Genomic DNA, 19595 nt, shown 5'->3' with positions numbered 1-19595 from the left:
AATAAGAGTTTTGCTATGAAAACAAAACTCTATCCTTCCAATGAAACAATCTTAACCTGATTTATATAAAAATTCTCGTCACATTGCCATAAAACCTCAGCCATATTTTTGTAAGAAATGGATTTATCGTGATCTGCTCTAATCGTAAGATTATAACCACTTTCATTCCTATCCATGTCAATATTTAGATTGTAAAATCCCTTCTGTTCAATGAGAATATTCAAGGTATCTATTGAAGGTTTATTGGTTACAAATCCAGTCATTCTGATATAATAATGAGTATCGCTTTTCAAAAATTTGGAGCTACTTTTCTGAACAGAGACAACAATTAGACTACAAAATAAGTCTAGAAAAGCAAAATCTGCTCCAATCGCCATTCCAATACCTGCAGTCGCCCAAATACCAGCTGCTGTAGTGATACCACTGATTTTTTTATCCCTCATGAAAATAATACCACCGCCAATGAAACTAATTCCACTGACAATTTGGGCCGCAACCCTAGAAGTATCATAATTAGGCGTATCCAAGAAAGCTTCTTTTGATAAAATCATCATTAAAGTTGTAGTTAAGGCAACCAAGATATTAGTCTTTCTCCCAGCCTGCTTATGCTTAGACTTTCTTTCATAGCCAATGATAAAACCAGAAAAACAAGACAATAAAATGAGAATAATATGAGAATAATATGTCGGACTTCAATCGGTAGAGCTATCGTATCAAGCATTATTTCCCTCCTCTATTACTCATAATTTTATATTATAGTCCTAGTTGAAACTTTTTCAAGAGAATATATTAGTTGAAAATTGTCCTTTTTATAGTATATTGAAATAAGATATGAACAAATCGATTAGGAAAGTCAAATTAATTTCTAGTAATATTTTAGCACTCTAGGCGTACTGTTATAGATTCAATCTACTATAAAACAAAAAACTGCAGTTACCTTCTAGTAATAACTTGCAGTTTTCTGTAACTAATGGATTCTTACAATGTCTCAAACAATTCTTGCATTTGCACATCATCTGGAACCAGTTTTAAGTAAGCTTGTGCATTGACTTTTGCTTCCTCAAAGTAGCCCAATTCACGCAAGAGATAGATATAGTGTTCCAGAAACTCTGGATTGTCCTTTAAATCTCCTGCCAACTCTTGGTAAAGCCCATAGGCAGTATCCAAATCGTCCATTTCTTGATAGGAACGAGCAATCATCCACTTGGTCAAGAGATTTTCTGGCTCATCACTTTGCAAGTCTAGAATATCCTCATAACGTTCCTGCTCCAGATAAATAGTTGCTAGACGGAGTAAGATTTCTTCCGTATCCTCAGCATCTTCTTTAGCAGTAAGGAGGTAGTTCTCTGCTCCACTAGCATCATGCAATTCATAGGAAAATTGTGAAGCTACTAACAAGAGTCTTGTTTCAAAAGGATTTTTCTCCAAGCCTTGCTTAGCGATACGCAGGGCTTCTTGAACTTGATGTTCCTTATGTAAGGCCTGGCTATAACCATATTCATAGCCTTCAAAGTCAGGAGAAATGGTATCGATCTGCTTAAAGTAGAGGACAGCTTTTTGGTATTCTTCTTGATCAAAGTAAAGATTGGCCAACTCAAAAGCTGTCAGGTCATCGTATTCTAACTCCAGGGCTTTTTCTAAAAACTCTATAGCTGTTTCAAATTTCCCTAACTGGGCATAGGCAAAGCCAATTCGTTGATAGGTGGAAATGCCTGTTTGCTCATAAATAGTACGATTATCTAACTGAGCATAGCCTTGAATAGCCTCTTGGTAATTTTCCAACTCACTATCCAACTCTGCTAATCCCAATATCAAGAGAGGATCTTCTGAGTAAGTCAAGGCCTCCAATAATTTCTCACGCGCCACATCTGTCAAACCTTCCAACTGGTATAGGTCTGCCTTCAGAGCCAAAGCAGAAACATACCAGTCACTGTCAGCTTGGATTTCCTCTAGATAGGCAAAGGCTTCTTCGATTTGACCATCCTCGCTAGCAATAGATGCTAGATTAAGATGAACCTCTGGGAAATCCTCTACGATTTTCAGGTAAATTTCCTTGGCCTGAGGATAAAAACCAATCCCTTCAAGATAAGTAGCTAACTCATACAGAAGGTCATTTGGATCATTTTCTAAAGCTTTAACGAAATAGTGCTCTGCCTTAACTAAATCTTGCTCTTCCAAAGCCTGTAACATCTGTTGACTATTGTTCACTCTTAGCTTCCTCTCCCTCTAGTTCATATAGGCCACTAACTACCTTATACCATTCAAAAATCGCTGAAATGACAACTTTAGCAGAGGCATAAACCGGAATACCGAGCAAGACTCCCCAGATGCCAAACATGGATCCTGAAGTTAACAAGACAAAGAGAACATTAATGGGATGGATGTTTAATTGACTTCCCAAAATCAATGGAGAGACAAAACGGCCTTCAATAGTTTGTTCTACGATAAAGACAATCACTACTTTCAAAAGCATGACTGGACCAGCAATCAAACCCAATACTAGAGCAGGGAGCATGGCTAAGAAGCTACCAAGATAAGGAACCAGATTTAAGATACCAGCAGTAACACCCAGCGTAACCGCATAGCGTAGACCAATGATCTTGAAGAAGATGATAAACATTACCGCTACAATAATAGCCACTGTTACTTGCCCTCGAACATAGTTAGACAACTGTTGATTCACATCTGATAAAACTTGTCCAACAGGTTCTTTCAATTTCGTTGGCATGAATTGGGTCAAATAGTGACGCAGGCCTTTCCCATCACGTAAGAGATAAAAGAGCATGAAAGGAACGATAATCAAGGCAACAATCACTTGAGATGCCCCACTAATAAAGGCACTCACCCAGTTTACTGCCTGAGAAGAAACCTTGCTCGCCCAAACTGTAGCCTGACTAGAGAAGTTTGTCAAAACTTGTTCTAACTGAGGCCTGAAATCATCTGGTAAACGCTTGGTTACCAAATCATCAATAACCCGATCAGCATCTTCAAGATAGATTGGTACATTTCTTGCAAATGTTAAAACTTGACGTTGCAGATTTGGAATAGCTACTGCCAAGCCCCAAATGATAAAGAGAGCGATGATGACAAAGACAATACTAATCGCTATAACACGATTGATTTTGTGTTTCTCTATCCAATCAACTATAGGATTTAATAAATAGTATAGTAAACCAGATAGAATGACTGGCAACATCACGACCGCCAAAAAGTCTAAAACAGGTGAAAATAGAAAACTAATCTTACTTAAAATAAAAAGATTCAGTCCCAATAATAAGGTTACCAAAAATACCGTAATGGCCTTGTTATCCAAAAACCACTTGAAAAACCAAGACAGGCTAAAATGTTTCTCTTTTTGCTCCATAAATACTTCCTTTCTATTGTTCTCCCATTATACCATTTTTAAATCAAAATAACTCTTTTTTAAAGTGCTTACATGGAGACCGCGACATAAAAAATCTCCTCAAAAGAGGAGATTTGATTAGTCTTGAATATGACGGTCTAAGTTCTTCTGATAATCAGCATTGGATTTGGCTTTTTCATCAGCAAATTTCTTGCGGAACTCATCCATTTCTTTAGTAGTGACAATCTTATCTTGGATTTTCAGATACTTGTAGCTATTTTCACTAGTCTTGTCACCTACCCAGCCACCGGCACCACTGCCAGGAACCATTTTCGTCACTAGCATTTGAGCACCATCAGAGTATACTGGAATAACAAGTGCACTATCTGACAACCAAGCTTGAGCCTTAGAATATTTGGAATAACGTTTTTGAAGGTCTGTTTTCTCACTATTTGCATCATCAATCAGTTCTTTGTATTTATCCAATCCAACTGTTTTAATAACTGGATTGTCTGTTCCTGGTGCCACACCAAGAGCACTTAGGAGACTTGGACCTGAAGTTGGATCAAATACATCTAGATAAGTCGATGGATCTGCAAAGTCTGGAGTCCAACCACTGACTGCATTAATATCCCAGTCAGTATTTGCATTGGAAGTAGCTAGAGTAGTCATACTTCCCAATTCGTCATCAGAAACTTGTTGAATATCAACAACTACATTGTCAGAGCCTAAGGCTTCCTCAATGGATTGTTTATAAGACTGAACCTGACGAATAAAATCTGGATTTGATGAAGAAATTGGCAAATCTAAATGAATTGGGAACTGTACTCCATCAGCTTGAAGAGTTTTCTTAGCAGCTTCAAACTTAGTTTTAGCCTTGTCTACATTATGAAGTGAATCTTGGGCATCATCAAGACTGACATCTTTCCAGACATTATCCAATTTATCCAATTCTGTCTTAGTAACTTGACCAAATGTTTGATCTCCTACTTGAACAAATGTTGGAGGAGTGAAACTTGTCCGTAACTTACGAGGTCCTACTTCATCACCAAATACTTGAGAGATCCCTGCTTTACGATCTACCGCAAAAGCCAAGGCTTGACGGAAATCTTTGTTTAACAAGGCTTTCTTAGTAGAAGTTTTTTCTGCATCACTTGTTTTAGCAGTATGATTGTATGACACACGATCAATATTAGTAGACATATAGAATACGCCACCTCTTTGTTGACCATATACAATATTATCCTTGTACTTTTCTTTTAGACGTTCATAGTTGGCAGAGTTTTTAAAGAGAGGCGCAGCTGGATAATGTCCCTCATCAAAACCACGTCCTAGGGAGTCTGCATCTTGACCATCAAAGAAGGATAACTTGATATCATCAATAAAGACATTCTGTTTATCCCAGTAGTTTTGATTTTTGGTCATTTCGATAGAAGACTTAGATGTAAGACCTTTGAGGAGATAAGGCCCATTGTATAGAATGCTCGTTACATCAGTTGGTTTACCAAAGTCATCTCCTTTAGAAGCTAAAAAGTCTTCATTAACTGGTGCAAGGACTCCCATTGTTGTTTTTGAATTCCAGAAAGATTCTGGATGATTCAAAGTATAGACTACAGTATAATCGTCAGTTGCTTTTACACCAACACTAGAAAAATCTGTTGTTTTCCCATTTACATAGTCATCTAATCCTTTAATAGAATCCTGTACTAGATAAAGTGCTTCTGATTTCTTGTCAGCAGCGTGTTTTAAACCAGTTACAAAGTCTTGAGCCTTGACTTCACCATACTCTTCCCCCTCATTGGTATACCATTTGACACCCTGACGGATTTTATAGGTATAGGTCAAACCATCTTTGGAAACAGTCCAATCTTCTGCAACTGATGGAACCAGATTCCCATATTGGTCATTTTCAAGTAAACCGTCAATAACGTTCCCTGTGACCTGTTTTGTACTCTTGTTACCAGAAACGGTATAATCTAGAGTTGTAGGATCTGATGAGAATACATAGGCATAAGTAACTGGTTTAGTTGCTTCCTTATTCCCATTACTAGATGAACACGCTGCTAGAACCGCTGCCGAGAGTACAGCAACTCCTGCTGCTAAGAAAACACGTTTTTTCATAAACAAACTCCTTTGCAATTTGTATAAGATTATTATAGCACTTTTATTAAGTAAATCAATGAAAACATTCTTAATATTATCATGAAAAGAATGTGGAAAATCTCTTCCCAAGCTTGATTTTTTCATACTAGCATTTTTGTGATATAATAGTCTTATCTTTATATAGAGGTAAAGTTATGAAAGAAACTGTTTATTTTGGAACTTATACACGTCGTACTTCTCAAGGAATTTACAAGGCAGACTTTGATACAGAAACTGGTCAGCTTTCAAATCTAGAACTTTTTGCTACTGAGCCAAGTCCAACCTACCTTGCCTTTGACCAGCACCAACATTTATACACTGTTGGTAGTCAAGACGATAAGGGAGGAATTGCAGCCTATCAAACTGACGGGACTTTATTAAATCATGTCGTTGAAGAAGGAGCTCCCCACTGTTATGTTGCTGTTGATGAAAAGCGTGATTTGGTCTATGCAGCCAACTACCATAAAGGACAGGTCCTTGTTTATAAACGTCAGGAAGATGGTAGTCTTCTACTTAGTGATGTGGATCAACACAGTGGCCAAGGTCCACATGAAAATCAAGCTTCTCCCCACGTTCACTTTACAGATTTAACACCTGACCACTATCTAGTGACTTGTGACTTAGGAACTGACCAAGTCGTCACTTATGACCTTGATCAAGAAGGGAAATTATCAAAGCTCTATACCTACAATAGTATTCCTGGAGCTGGTTCTCGTCATATCGTTTTCCATAACCACTATAAAATCGCTTATCTCATTTGTGAACTCAATAGCACTATTGAAGTTCTAATCTACGATGGTGTTGGTGAATTTGAACGCATGCAAGTTATCTCAACTCTACCAGAAGGTTACGAAGGTTTTAATGGTACTGCTGCTATTCGTCTCTCTAAAGACGGTAAATACCTCTACGCTTCTAACCGTGGCCATGATTCTATCGCAGTATATACAATCCTTGCGGACGGTAGTTTAGAGTTGTTAGAAATCGTTCCTACACATGGTCAGACTCCACGTGATTTTGATTTGACACCAGACCAAGAATTTGTCATTGCTGTCCATCAAGACTCTGACAATGCAACTGTTTTTAAACGCAATCCTGAAACTGGTCGTCTAGCAGAACTTTCTAACGACTTCCATGTTCCAGAAGCGGTCTGCATCAGTTTTGCCCCTTAAGAAAACATAAAAAATGAACTTGGTAACTCAAGTTCATTTTTTTCTTATAGTCTTTTTCCGACATTAATACGGTTAATGGCACGTTGCAGTGCAATCTTAGCACGACGTTCTTGGTCAATCAAGTTTTTATCTTGTGCTTCTTCAATTTCACGCTCTGCTCGAAGTTTTGCACGTTCTGCACGACTGATATCGATATCACGAGCACGTTCTGCAGAATCCGCAACGATTGTGATGGTATTATTGGCAATTTCAATAACGCCTCCGTTTACTGCAATCCAGTTCACGTGTTCTTCATCATCAATGCGTTTCACCTTTACTTCATCAACTGCTAAAACCGCAATCATATTTTCATGTCGTGGCAAGATCCCCATCTCACCATCCAGAGTTCGAACCGATACATAGCTGGCATGGTGATCATAGACGAGACCATCTGGTGTCACGATCTGGACAGTTAACTGAGCCATAGATCACCTCTTAAAATCCCATTTTTTCAGCTTTTGCAATCACATCTTCGATAGAACCTACACCACGGAAGGCATCTTCTGGCAAGTGGTCATGTTTACCATCAAGGATTTCCTTAAAGCCACGAACAGTTTCAGCAACTGGAACATAAGAACCTGGCTGACCAGTAAATTGTTCCGCAACGTTAAAGTTTTGTGACAAGAAGAACTGGATACGACGGGCACGAGCAACCAAGGTCTTTTCTTCATCAGAAAGCTCATCCATACCAAGGATAGCAATGATATCTTGCAACTCATGGTAACGTTGAAGGACACGTTTTACTTCAGCAGCAACTGCATAGTGCTCTTCTCCAACGATTTCAGGTGCCAAGGCACGTGAGCTTGAAGCAAGTGGATCAACGGCTGGATAAATACCCAATTGTACCAACTTACGTTCCAAGTTTGTTGTTGAATCCAAGTGAGCGAAGGCTGTTGCTGGCGCTGGGTCAGTATAGTCATCCGCTGGCACATAGATAGCCTGGATAGAGGTTACAGAACCCTTCTTGGTTGATGTAATACGTTCTTGCAATTGACCCATTTCCGTAGCAAGGGTTGGTTGATAACCAACGGCTGATGGCATACGACCCAAAAGGGCAGATACTTCTGAACCAGCCTGAGTGAAACGGAAGATATTATCGATAAAGAGAAGCACGTCTTGGCCTTCTACATCACGGAAGTATTCAGCGATTGTCAAACCAGTAAGGGCAACACGCATACGTGCTCCTGGTGGCTCATTCATCTGACCAAATACCATGGCTGTTTTCTCGATAACACCTGATTCTTTCATTTCCCAGTAAAGGTCGTTCCCCTCACGAGTACGTTCCCCAACACCAGTAAATACTGAAATACCACCGTGTTCTTGGGCAATGTTGTGAATCAATTCTTGGATTAAGACGGTTTTACCAACTCCGGCACCACCGAAAAGTCCAACTTTACCACCTTTTAGATAAGGGGCAAGAAGGTCGATAACCTTAATCCCTGTTTCAAGGATTTCAGAAGAGGTAGACAACTCATCAAAAGTTGGAGCTTTTTTATGAATTGGCTGACGCTCTGCGTCTTCTGTAAAAGGAGCTTCCAAGTCAATGGTATCTCCCAAAACGTTGAAGACACGTCCCAAAGTTTCTTTACCTACTGGTACAGAGATTGGACGACCTGTGTCCAATACTTCCATTCCACGAGTCAACCCATCTGTTGATTCCATGGCGATAGTACGGACCATACCATCTCCCAACTCCAAGGCTACTTCAAGGACGATTTTTGTTTTTCTTTCGTCATTTTTGTAGACGACAAGTGCATTGTTAATCTCAGGAAGTTTTTCCCCTGCTGCAAACAAGACGTCTACAACGGGACCGATAACCTGAGCAATTTTACCTGAACTCATCTCCTTCTCCTATTCTATATAAGATACTGTCGGTTCCTAGCTCAACTAGGTCCTAAGTTCATTTTCATACGAGCTGGACTAGAGCCTATTCTAAGGCACTAGCACCCGCTACGATTTCTGTAATTTCTTGTGTAATCGCCGCCTGTCTGGCACGGTTATACTGAATTGTCAAATCATTAATGACTTTCTTAGCATTATCTGTCGCTGTTTGCATGGCTGTCATACCGGCAGCATTTTCAGCTGTCTTGGCATCGATAATAGCCCCGTAAATCATACTTTCTGCAAACTGAGGCAACAACTGCTCCAAAATTTCTTCTCGGCCTGTCTCCAATTCAAAAGTCAAGCTGTAGTCTTCATCCGCTTCATTTGGATCCAAGTCAACAATCGGAAGCATTTGTTCCACACGCATTTGACTGGTTAGCGTATTGACATGGTGGTTGTAGCAAACATAAAGCTCATCAAAGAGTTCATTTTGGTACATTTCAACAGTTTTTGAAATAATCTTACGAACTTCATCAAAGCTAGGTTGGTCTGCCAAGCCACGTAATTCATAAAGTGGTTGAATACCACGGGCCTTAAAGAAGTCAGCTCCCATTCCACCGATACAGATCATTTCAAAACCTTTACCGTCTGGATGGTATTCTTCCTTCAACTCCATAACGGCTTTCAGAATAGAAGAATTATACCCTCCAACCAAACCGCGATCTGAAGTAATGACGATATAGCCTGTCTTCTTAACTGGACGGCTAATCAACATGGGATTGGTTGAACTACCAGCTCCATTCCCATGAAGAATATCCGTCAAAAGTTTACGAACTTTCTGAGCATAAACTTGGAAGTTGCGAGCAGCTTCTTCAGAACGACCTAGCTTAGCAGCTGATACCATCTGCATGGCATTAGTGATTTGACTCGTATTTTTTGTTGAGGCGATTTTTGTTTTAATATCATTTAGAGATACTGCCATCTGACACCTCTATTCTTATTGGAAGCTGGTTTGATTGAGAAACTCTGTAATCGCAGCATCCAAGACTGCTTCTTCTGGCAAGTCTTTTGTTTCACGAATAGTTTCCAAAATCTCTGGATGTTGAGCATCAAAGAAGGCATGGAACTCTTCCTCGAAACGAACAATATCATCTACTGGAACAGTATCCAAGAAACCATGTGTCAAAGCATAGAGAATGGTTACTTGTTTCTCAACAGGCAATGGTTTGTGAACAGGTTGTTTCAAAACTTCAACTGTACGACGTCCACGGTTCAACTTAGCCTGTGTTGCTGCATCCAAGTCAGAACCAAACTTAGTGAAAGCTTCCAACTCACGGTATGAAGCAAGGTCGATACGAAGTGTACCGGCAACCTTTTTCATGGCTTTGATTTGTGCAGAACCACCTACACGAGATACAGATGAACCCGCATCGATGGCTGGACGAATACCTGCATTGAAGAGACCATCGCCAAGGAAGATTTGTCCATCAGTGATAGAAATCACGTTGGTTGCGATATAGGCAGAGATATCTCCTGCTTGTGTCTCGATAAACGGTAGGGCTGTAATTGATCCACCACCAAGTTCATCAGAAACTTTAGCTGAGCGCTCAAGCAAACGGCTGTGAAGGTAGAAAACATCCCCTGGGAAGGCTTCACGACCTGGAGGACGACGAAGCAAGAGTGACAGTTCACGATAAGCTACCGCTTGTTTTGATAAATCATCATAAACAATCAAAACATGTTTCCCTTGGTACATAAATTCTTCTGCCATAGCAACCCCAGCATAAGGAGCTAGGAAGAGCAATGGAGATGGTTGTGAAGCAGAGGCTGTCACAACGATTGTGTAATCCAAGGCACCGTACTGACGTAGTGTTTCTACTTGCGTACGAACTGTTGATTCTTTTTGTCCAATCGCTACGTAGATACAGATCATATCTTGACCTTTTTGGTTCAAGATTGTATCAATCGCAATGGTTGTTTTCCCTGTCTGACGGTCACCGATAATCAACTCACGTTGACCACGACCAATCGGTACAAGGGCGTCAATAGCTTTCAAACCAGTTTGCAATGGTTCTGATACAGACTTACGTTGCATAACACCAGGAGCTGGCGCTTCTACTGGACGAGTTTTATCAGTGTGTATTTCTCCAAGACCGTCAACTGGACGACCAAGCGGATCCACAACACGACCAATCAGACTTTCACCTACTGGGACTTCCATGATTTTACCTGTACGGCGGATTGTATCGCCTTCACGGATATCTGTAAAGTCACCTAGGATGATAATACCAACGTCTGTTGACTCCAAGTTTTGAGCCATACCATAAGAGCCGTTTTCAAAAATCAACAACTCTCCACTCATGGCATTTTCAAGGCCATGAGCACGCGCGATACCATCCCCGATATAGGTTACAACACCTGTTTCAGTCACATCAAAATTGGGTTTGAAATTTTCAATTTGTTGCTTAATTAAAGCGCTGATTTCTTGTGCGTTAATTGCCAAAAGAACACCACTTTCTATTTCAAATTTTCTTTAACAACTTTAAGTTGTTGTTTAATACTCACATCAATTGTCTTGTGATTGGCAAAAATGACAAAACCACCAATGAGACTTTCATCGATTTGTTCTTTTACACTCCTTACTTTAAGAGACATTTTTTTCTCAATCAAAGGGAGCAAGCGACTCTTTTGTTCATCTGTTAGAGGATGAGCTGAAGTAATCGTCACTTCAAATCGATTTGTTTCTTTTTCAAGTCGGTTCAAACAATCTACAAGCACATCATAAAAAAGATTTGCTCTGTGATTGTAGACAAGAACCTGGATCAAGTTTTGCAATAAAGGTGACACTGAGTCTTGGAAGAAAGCAATCGTTTTTTCCTTGTCAGACTCGTCTACTGCCACTTTTTTTAAAAAAGAAGGTAAACCTGTTTCTTCAGCAACTTGCTTGATTTGAGTCAAGTCTGAAAAAATACGGTCTTCTTCTCCTTTTTCAAGTACCAATTGGACAAAAGGCATGCTGTATTTTTCAATTACCTTTACTGTTTTCTTGTCCATTAAGCTTCTCCTAGCTGATCGATATACTGATCAATGAGTTCTTTATGGGCATGACCATCAAGGTTTTGTGAGATGATTTTACCAGCCAAGCTGATTGTCAAATCTGCTACCTCACCCTTAACGCTTTGTAAAGCTTCAGCTTTGTTTTGAGCAATTTCTTGGTTTGCTTTTTCTTTTAAGCGTCCTGCTTCTAGTTTAGCATCTGCTAAAATACTAGCCTTACTTTTCTCAGCTGTTTCTTTCGCATTCTCAATGATTGTCTTAGCTTCTTTACGGCTACCAGCCAATTCATCTTCGCGTTTTTGAGCCAATACTTCCGCTTTTTGACGTGCTTGTTCAGCTCTGTCAATATCTGAAGCAATTTTTTCAGCTCTTTCTTCGAAAATGCTTGTAATATTAGACCATGCAAATTTTTTAATCAAGACTAGCAAAAGGATAAAAGAGCCAGCGATTAAAATAAAATTACCAATTAATTCACCTACTGTTACGTGCATCAGTTACTCCTTTCTACTCTTCATCATTAATTTTATTTCCTAGGTACATAGAGGATAATAGTGTAAAGACATAGGCCTGTACACAAGAAATGAACACGGAAAATGCAGTCCAAACTAAGTTTGTCCCAAATGCGATTGGATACCAAAAAATAGCCTGATGTGAAAGTAAAAGAAGCAAGCTTGTCATTACTTCACCTGCAAAGATATTCCCAAAAATCCGCAAAGCAAGAGAAAGGAAATTCGTGACTTCTTCAAGTAGATTCATCGGTGTCATAAATGCAGGAGTTACAAAACCTTTGAGGTATTGTTTAATCCCACGGCGACGAATCCCCTCAATATGCGCCATCACAATAATACAGAAAGACAAGACAAGGTCAAATGAAAGATTTGCAGTTGGCGATGTCCAAAGGTTTGTTCCATCTGTTGTTTGAAGTTTAGCCATCAAACCAAGATTATTGGCGATGACCATAAAAAGAAATAAAGATAAGTAAAAGAGTGAGTAATCTTTTACATAGTGGGAACCAAGGTTAGGTTCTGTAAATCCAATTACAAAATCATAGAGATACTCTAGTACATTTTGTTTACCTTTGGGTTTCAATGTCATATTACGACTTGCCCAATAGATAAATGCAAAAATCAGAAACACAGACAGCAAAGTCAAGGCTGTCAAAGTTAAATCAAAGGTAACAGGACCAATATTGATGGTTGGATTGATACTTTCTTCCATCTAACATTCTCCCTTCTCCAATTTATATTTCGTTATTTAATAATAAATGAGAAGACAAGAGTTACGAAGAAAGTTCCTTCGATAAAGGCAACCCCTAAAAACATCAAGCTACGAAACTCAGCGATAATATCTGGTTGGCGAGCTACTGATTTCAACAAACCATTCATCAACATACCCTCACCGAGAGATACACCCATACAGGCAAGACATAGACCGAAAAATGTTAAATTCATGACGAATTCTCCTTTTAATTAAAATTTACTTACTTAGTTTAGTCCTAAAAATTGGATTTGTCAACTTTTTACTAACATTGAAAGCGTTTAATGAAAATTATTTACAATTTTACTATTTTTGAGTCTATTATATAGAAAACTTTGGAAATAATTTGTAATAAATTCGTCCATTATCTAGACCTTTCTGAAAAATAATGAAAAAATCCGAGATGAAATCTCGGATGGAATTTAATATATTTTTTAAACTTCTTTTCTTTTAGTGACTCGACTTAAAGGGAAAGTAACCAGAAATCATTCATTGCCTTCATGCTTATTAAGCTCGAACTGTGACGCTGGTTCCATCTTCCTTATAAAGATTGATAAGACCTTCTTTGAGAGCTCGAACCATATCTCCAGCTTGAACAGGTTGTGGGACTTTAATAGTCAAGAGTTCCATTGGATTTGGAGCGCGGTCAATTTTATTGCCTTTGGCATCATGTAAATCTTCGATATACGTTTCAAAATGACGGAAACCTGGGCCATAAAACTCAACTTGGTCACCTTCGTTAATGACGTTCCGTTGACGAATAGTTGCTGTTTGTGTCGCATCATCATAAGAAACCACTTCTGCGACAAACTTGTACTCAGGAATTTTACGACGAGCACCGAACAACTGCTCATTTTCAGATGGTGTACCGTAGTAGAAACCTGTTGCTAATTCACGTTGGGCAACCTTCCACATCTCGTCCACCAAGTCTTGTTTGATAGCTTCAAACTTTTCAGGACTTTCAAGATAGGCATCCACAGCCGCCTTGTAGCAGTTGGTTACTGTTGATACGTAGTGAATAGACTTCATACGTCCTTCGATTTTTAGACTGTCCACACCATTTTCAATCATATCTGGGATATGGTCAATCATAGACATATCAACGGCTGACATTGAAAATTCTTCTGGAATTTCACCTTTCAAGCTCTTGCGTTCTTGACCAAATGGCATATCGTAAAGGTCGTATTTCCAACGGCAAGATTGAGAGCAACCACCACGGTTAGCATCACGCATACTCATGTGGTTTGAAAGAGTACAACGACCAGAGTAAGAAATACACATGGCTCCGTGAACAAAGGCTTCAATCTCAACATCTGTACGTTTGCGGATTTCAGCTAATTCTTCCATCGAAACCTCACGCGCCAAAACGACACGAGTCAAGCCCAGTTCTTTCCAGAATTCAAGGGTTTCATAGTTAGTTGCACTTGCTTGGGTAGAGAGGTGGATTTCAAGACCTGGTGCTTCAGTCGCTGCAATCATGATCAAGGCTGGGTCAGATACGATAACTGCTGCAATCCCGATATCACGCAGTTTACGGAACCACTCACCAGCACCAGCTTCATTTCCTTCGTGCATAACCATATTGGCAGCTACATAGACTTTGGCACCGTACTTGGCCGCAAACTGGACACCTTCTTCCATCTGTTCAAAGGTAAAGTTTCCGGCACGGCTACGAAGACCATAGGCCTGACCGCCAATAAAGACAGCATCTGCTCCATACTGAACAGCTACTTTTAGCTTCTCTAAAGTCCCTGCAGGTGATAAAACCTCAGGACGTTTTAATGTTTTTGTCATGATTTCTCCTATTTGCAATATAAAAGTTTGACGTTTTTCCTTCTCATTTTATAGTAAATAAGCGATAAAATCAAGCCTAGACAGATTGTTTTGACAATTCTAATCTTTTAATACTCTTCGAAAATCTCTGCAAACCACGTCAGCTTCCATCTGCAACCTCAAAACAGTATTTTGAGAAACCTGCGTCTAGCTTTCTAGTTTGCTCTTTGATTTTCATTGAGTATAACCTAGTTTTATAGTAGATTGAATCCAGAATAGTACACCACTATTACTAAAACATTTCTAGAGATTAATTTGACTTTCCTAATCGATTTGTTCACATCTTGTTTCAATATACTATAGTATGTTGAATCTGGAATAGTACGTTATAGCTGTTAAAATATTTCTAGAAATTAATTTAACTTTCCTAATCAATGTGTTCACATCTTGTTTCAATATACTATAACAAGTAGTCAAAAAGTCTAGGAAAGTAAAAACCAGTATCCAAAGATACTGGCTAGTGAAAATACATAAATGAGTCCTTGGATGACTATTCCCACTCTATTGTTTTCTAAATTGATAAGGTTTGATATAGTTTGAAATTAAGGATTTATACTCAGTTATTTTTATAAGAACTTATTAAAATTAATTTCTGTTGTTTGCAAATTGTTTGCAGAGTTGAAAATAATGTGTAGCAAAAACACAACATTTTTTGTATAATAGTATTAGTAATAAAAAGGTGGTGATATAGTGAGATTAGCTGTTAGACTGGCAATAGAAACACGAAATAGTATCGATGCTCTAAAAAAAGAAATAAAAGCAACTGGAGAATTTGATAATCTTCATCTTACTAATGGATTTGTCGTGAATCAAGCTTATTTAGATTCGAAAAAAATTACTGCTGAAAAAAACTGGGATAAAGTATTAAAATTTGGGTCTCAAGTTGAAGAACGAAGTGCCCCAAAAACTCGAACTGATTTACAAGTAAATCAAACTACTATTGATGGTATTGCTGAGTTAAAAAAGATTTTACCCCTATATACAGAAACAAGTTATGTAACCACTTCTTTTGTTATCAGAATGATAGTAAGAGGTTCTCTTTTAGTGCGTCACGGAAAAATTTAGGCTTCAAGCCTATTTTTTTTATTTCAATTTTATGCGTTGACAAAACACGACACTTATTTTATAATAGTGTCGTGAAGTAATTACAACACTTAAAAATATATAAAGGAGGACTAACAATGATTAGACCAATTTTGAATGCAGAATACATTTATTCGACTATTTTTTGTAGTATTAAATATTTTATGCGTTTAACTTTACATTTTAGGAATAGGAGAAGTTTATAATCAGTTTCTGAAGAAAAAAGTATAAAAAATGCTATAATAGAATATATATAGTAAGAAAGGAGAATTACAATTGTTACCTAAAAAAATTATCACACCTAAAGTACCACCTATCAAAATCCAAGGAATAAAAACTAAATTAGTTCCATTTATTGCCGAATCAATAAAATGGGATGGTCAAGGAACATACTTTGAACCATTTATGGGTTCTGGTGTAGTAGGTTTTAATTTAGAACCCCAGAAGGCTATTTTTAGTGATACCAATCCCTATATCATTCAATTTTACAAAGATATTCAATCAAAGAAGATTACTGCTCAAAGAGTTAGAACTTTTTTAGAAAATGAAGCAACTAAATTATCTAGTACACCGGCTGATAAGACATCTTATTACTATGAAGTTAGAGATAGATTTAATAAAGAACATAGCTCTTTAGATTTTTTATTTTTACAACGTTCCAATTTTAATGGAATGATACGTTTTAATAATAAAGGGAATTATAATGTTCCTTTTGGACGAAAACCAGAGAGATTTCAAAAAGCATTGATTACAAAAATTGTAAATCAAGTTTCATGGGTTGAAGAAATAATAGAGGGCAAAGATTGGGAATTTATCTGTATGCCTTTCACTAAAGCATTTGAAATGATGGGAGAAAATGACTTTGTTTATTTAGACCCTCCGTATATTGATCGTTATGATGGATATTATGATTCTTGGAGTGAAGAATATGCGGTATTACTCGCAGAACTTACTCAAAAAGGAAAAGCTGGATACGCCTTTAGTATGTGGTACGAAAATCAATACAGAAAAAATACACATATGGAAAAATGGAACGACGGGAAGTTATTGACTACTGAACATTTTTATCACTTAGGAGCAAAAGAATCTAATCGAAATAAAATGATAGAGGCTTTAGTAATAAGTGAACAAAATTTGAATTTAGAAGAAGTTTATCACGAACAACAACAAATTCTATTATTCTAAAATAAAAAAGGATACAAAGTGTATCCTTTTTTTATTATTCACATTCTTTATTTGTTTCAACTGATAAATATTTTTCAAGTCGTGTTAATTGTTCGGTTGATAATTGTTTAGTTTCTTTTCCCCACTCTGTAAATGTCTCTAAGTTATTAAAGAGTTTATCTTTTACTTCTTGAGAATCTTTATATTTAGGAAAATTTTCCCAATAAATATGGAAAAGGTCGTTCCCTAATTTACTAAAAGGACCATTACCATCTTGAAAATCCTTAATTATTTTAGATTTAAAGGTTCCAATATTATCTGTATTTCCACTTCCTTTACTTGTACCAGCTACTTTATATTTTTCTTGAACAAAATATTCTACATCTTTATAAGCTGGTACTATTGAAGAAATGTCTTCTGATTCTAAATTAACCTTTCTAATACTTGCACTTTCATTCCTTGAATATAGAAAACCTAGAATATAATGCTTATCATAATCACTATAATTACCATCAATATTTTTAGTTCCATTTCTTAAGTAACTAGTAAAACTTCCAGCTGTAAAATTGAACTCTTTAATTTGACCTTGTTTATCAAATTGTCGATAAGTTGTTTTAATATCAAGTGCAATTCTTTTCTTATCAGGTTTCAAGAAATAAAAATCTGGATAGACTGTCTGCTTTTCAGATTCAAACAACTTATATCCTAACTCCTCTGCAACTTCAAGCAAATATGGATATACTATCACTTCAAATAATCGTCCTATTATTTTTGAATCATTTCCAAATGGGAAAACTTCTTTCTTTTCATTTACAAAACCAAGTAAGTCCCAAGCGTCTTTATCATCTATTTTAGGTAATTTTTCAATAATTGTTTTAATAAAAATATCATCACACATCTTATTTCTCCTTTTGTTTGCGAATTGTTTGCGATTATTTAATTAAAGGCTCTGAAACATTGATTTCAAAGCCTTTTTATTGTAATTTTTCTTACTCCCACTCAACGGTTGCAGGTGGTTTACTTGTAATATCATAGACGATGCGGTTAACATGATCCACTTCGTTTACGATACGTACTGAGATTTTTTGAAGCACTTCCCATGGAATTTTGGCAAAGTCAGCTGTCATACCATCGATAGAGGTGATGGCACGGATTGCAATCGTGTAGTCATACGTACGACCGTCACCCATAACACCGACTGAACGAACGCCTGTGTTAACTGTGAAGTATTGCCAGATATCACGGTCAAGGCCAGCTTTGGCAATTTCTTCACGGAGGATAGCGTCTGATTCACGAACAGTTTCAAGTTTTTCTTCAGTAATTTCTCCCATGACACGGATAGCAAGTCCTGGTCCTGGGAATGGTTGGCGCCATACGATGTGGTCTGGCATACCAAGCTCTGTACCTAGGGCACGAACTTCGTCTTTATAAAGAGTGTTGAGTGGTTCAATCAGTTCAAATTGCATGTCTTCTGGAAGACCACCCACGTTGTGGTGTGACTTGATAGTTTGGGCTGTATCTGTACCAGACTCAATTACGTCTGTATAAAGCGTACCTTGAGCAAGGAATTTCACATCTTTGAGCTTGCTTGCTTCGTCATAAAATACATAGACAAACTCGTTACCGATGATTTTACGTTTTTGTTCAGGGTCAGAAACACCAGCAAGTTTATCAAGGAAACGTTTAGCAGCGTCTGCTTTGACGATATTCAAACCAAACTTACCACCAAGCATGTCCATAACTTGGTCCGCTTCTCCTTTACGAAGAAGACCATGATCCACGAAGATACAGATCAATTGATCGCCAATCGCTTTTTGGAGAAGAACTCCAACAACTGAAGAGTCAACACCACCTGATAGACCAAGAAGGACACGTTTATCACCGACTGTTTCACGAATTTTTTGGATTTGCATATCAATGAAGTTATCCATTGACCAGTCGCCTTTAGCCTTACAAATGTTAAGGGCAAAGTTACGAAGGATATCATTTCCGTATACAGAATGGCGAACTTCTGGATGGAATTGGATACCGTAAATGTGTTTATCTGGATTTTCGATGGCTGCATATGGGCAGTCAGCTGATGTACCTGTACGAACAAAGTCAGCAGGAATCTCAGTAACCGCATCACCATGGCTCATCAAAACAGTCTGCTCGTCTGGTGTTGATTCAAAAAGAGCTGATGGTGTGTGTGTAAGAGTTGATTGACCGTATTCACGATTTCCAGCATCACCTGCAGGAACAACTTTTCCTCCAAGTTTATGGGTCAATAACTGCATACCATAACAAATTCCCAAAATAGGAATTCCAAGTTCGAAGATTTCCGGGTCAATATCGAATGAACCATCTTCGTATACAGAGTTTGGACCACCTGAAAGGATGATTCCTACAGGATTGATTTCACGAACTTCAGCAGCTGAAATTTTATGGCTCTTTAGTTCTGAAAAAACACCAATCTCACGGATACGGCGTGAAATCAGCTGGTTGTATTGGCTACCATAATCCAATACAATGATTTTTTCGACATCTTGCAAATCAGTTGAAATGTTGCTCATCTTTTTCCTTTCTCAAAAGAAATATCTTTTTCCAATATTCTATCACAAATAAGGGCGAATTACCAACTAATACTCAATGAAAATCAAAGAGCAAACTAGGAAGCTAGCCGCAGGTTGCTCAAAACACTGTTT

The 19595-nt window shown here is 37.9% G+C and carries 18 protein-coding genes; 3 read left to right on the top strand and 15 right to left on the bottom strand.

All coding sequences use genetic code 11. From position 1 onward, the window contains the following. Window positions 1-29: 29 nt before the first annotated feature. The 4 genes from ADH54_RS04470 to ADH54_RS04455 form a co-directional block, all read right to left on the bottom strand. Entirely contained in the window at window positions 30-662 is a 633-nt protein-coding gene (locus ADH54_RS04470; protein ID WP_152904034.1) for an MgtC/SapB family protein, read from the bottom strand. Between the two features lie 316 nt (window positions 663-978). Then, on the bottom strand, window positions 979-2208 hold the full coding sequence (locus ADH54_RS04465) for a tetratricopeptide repeat protein (protein ID WP_049524198.1): 1230 nt from the start codon (window positions 2206-2208) through the stop codon (window positions 979-981). Beyond that, window positions 2198-3364 carry an AI-2E family transporter gene (locus tag ADH54_RS04460; RefSeq protein WP_000435440.1) on the bottom strand — a complete coding sequence of 389 codons (1167 nt, stop codon included), beginning with the start codon at window positions 3362-3364 and terminating at the stop codon, window positions 2198-2200. The genes ADH54_RS04465 and ADH54_RS04460 overlap by 11 nt, the downstream gene beginning before the upstream one ends. A 117-nt stretch (window positions 3365-3481) precedes the next feature. Then, window positions 3482-5464: a peptide ABC transporter substrate-binding protein gene (locus ADH54_RS04455; RefSeq protein WP_049524197.1), complete on the bottom strand. Its 1983-nt coding sequence runs from the start codon at window positions 5462-5464 to the stop codon at window positions 3482-3484. Window positions 5465-5640: 176 nt separating this feature from the next. On the opposite strand from ADH54_RS04455, the gene ADH54_RS04450 reads away from it, so the two are divergent. After that, window positions 5641-6654: a lactonase family protein gene (locus ADH54_RS04450; RefSeq protein WP_049524196.1), complete on the top strand. Its 1014-nt coding sequence runs from the start codon at window positions 5641-5643 to the stop codon at window positions 6652-6654. Between the two features lie 44 nt (window positions 6655-6698). On the opposite strand, the gene ADH54_RS04445 is transcribed toward ADH54_RS04450, so the two are convergent. The 9 genes from ADH54_RS04445 to ADH54_RS04405 all read right to left on the bottom strand — a co-directional run bounded on the left by ADH54_RS04445 (window position 6699) and on the right by ADH54_RS04405 (window position 14625). Then, window positions 6699-7118, bottom strand: a complete 420-nt coding sequence (locus ADH54_RS04445; RefSeq protein WP_049524195.1) for a F0F1 ATP synthase subunit epsilon — start codon at window positions 7116-7118, stop codon at window positions 6699-6701. A 10-nt stretch (window positions 7119-7128) separates the two neighbouring features. Then, complete coding sequence (atpD, locus tag ADH54_RS04440) at window positions 7129-8535, bottom strand: F0F1 ATP synthase subunit beta (protein ID WP_000094357.1); 1407 nt, start codon at window positions 8533-8535, stop codon at window positions 7129-7131. A gap of 85 nt (window positions 8536-8620) precedes the next feature. Continuing rightward, a complete protein-coding gene (locus tag ADH54_RS04435) occupies window positions 8621-9499 on the bottom strand; it encodes a F0F1 ATP synthase subunit gamma (protein WP_033677394.1) in 879 nt (292 codons plus the stop codon). Window positions 9500-9514: 15 nt separating this feature from the next. Next, complete coding sequence (atpA, locus tag ADH54_RS04430; protein WP_049524194.1) at window positions 9515-11020, bottom strand: F0F1 ATP synthase subunit alpha; 1506 nt, start codon at window positions 11018-11020, stop codon at window positions 9515-9517. A gap of 14 nt (window positions 11021-11034) precedes the next feature. Continuing rightward, a complete protein-coding gene (locus tag ADH54_RS04425; protein WP_049524193.1) occupies window positions 11035-11571 on the bottom strand; it encodes a F0F1 ATP synthase subunit delta in 537 nt (178 codons plus the stop codon). After that, the gene (gene atpF / locus ADH54_RS04420) at window positions 11571-12065 is read right to left on the bottom strand and encodes a F0F1 ATP synthase subunit B (protein WP_049524192.1); all 495 of its coding nucleotides are present in this window, start codon (window positions 12063-12065) and stop codon (window positions 11571-11573) included. The genes ADH54_RS04425 and atpF overlap by 1 nt, the downstream gene beginning before the upstream one ends. Before the next feature lie 13 nt (window positions 12066-12078). Next, on the bottom strand, window positions 12079-12792 hold the full coding sequence (atpB, locus tag ADH54_RS04415) for a F0F1 ATP synthase subunit A (protein ID WP_049524191.1): 714 nt from the start codon (window positions 12790-12792) through the stop codon (window positions 12079-12081). 32 nt (window positions 12793-12824) lie between these two features. Further along, complete coding sequence (locus ADH54_RS04410) at window positions 12825-13025, bottom strand: F0F1 ATP synthase subunit C (protein ID WP_001054559.1); 201 nt, start codon at window positions 13023-13025, stop codon at window positions 12825-12827. 313 nt (window positions 13026-13338) lie between these two features. Then, window positions 13339-14625, bottom strand: coding sequence for a peptidase U32 family protein (locus ADH54_RS04405; protein WP_000169096.1), 1287 nt, complete (start codon window positions 14623-14625; stop codon window positions 13339-13341). A 729-nt stretch (window positions 14626-15354) separates the two neighbouring features. Here ADH54_RS04405 and ADH54_RS04400 point away from each other — a divergent pair. Together ADH54_RS04400 and ADH54_RS04395 are read left to right on the top strand one after the other, a co-directional pair. Next, window positions 15355-15729, top strand: a complete 375-nt coding sequence (locus ADH54_RS04400; RefSeq protein ID WP_049524190.1) for a hypothetical protein — start codon at window positions 15355-15357, stop codon at window positions 15727-15729. A 294-nt stretch (window positions 15730-16023) separates the two neighbouring features. Beyond that, window positions 16024-16932 carry a Dam family site-specific DNA-(adenine-N6)-methyltransferase gene (locus ADH54_RS04395; RefSeq protein ID WP_049524189.1) on the top strand — a complete coding sequence of 303 codons (909 nt, stop codon included), beginning with the start codon at window positions 16024-16026 and terminating at the stop codon, window positions 16930-16932. Window positions 16933-16966: 34 nt separating this feature from the next. Here the strand turns inward: ADH54_RS04395 and ADH54_RS04390 are convergent, their stop codons facing one another. Both ADH54_RS04390 and guaA read right to left on the bottom strand, forming a co-directional pair. Then, complete coding sequence (locus ADH54_RS04390; protein WP_049524188.1) at window positions 16967-17809, bottom strand: type II restriction endonuclease; 843 nt, start codon at window positions 17807-17809, stop codon at window positions 16967-16969. Window positions 17810-17900: 91 nt separating this feature from the next. Then, complete coding sequence (guaA, locus tag ADH54_RS04385) at window positions 17901-19463, bottom strand: glutamine-hydrolyzing GMP synthase (protein WP_049524187.1); 1563 nt, start codon at window positions 19461-19463, stop codon at window positions 17901-17903. Window positions 19464-19595 lie beyond the last annotated feature (132 nt).

The sequence above is a fragment of the Streptococcus pseudopneumoniae genome, assembly GCF_001072315.1.
In the GTDB taxonomy this organism is placed as follows: Bacteria; Bacillota; Bacilli; order Lactobacillales; family Streptococcaceae; genus Streptococcus; species Streptococcus pseudopneumoniae_R.
Note: the sequence above shows the minus strand (reverse complement) of the source record. Positions and strands in the feature narration are given on the sequence as shown.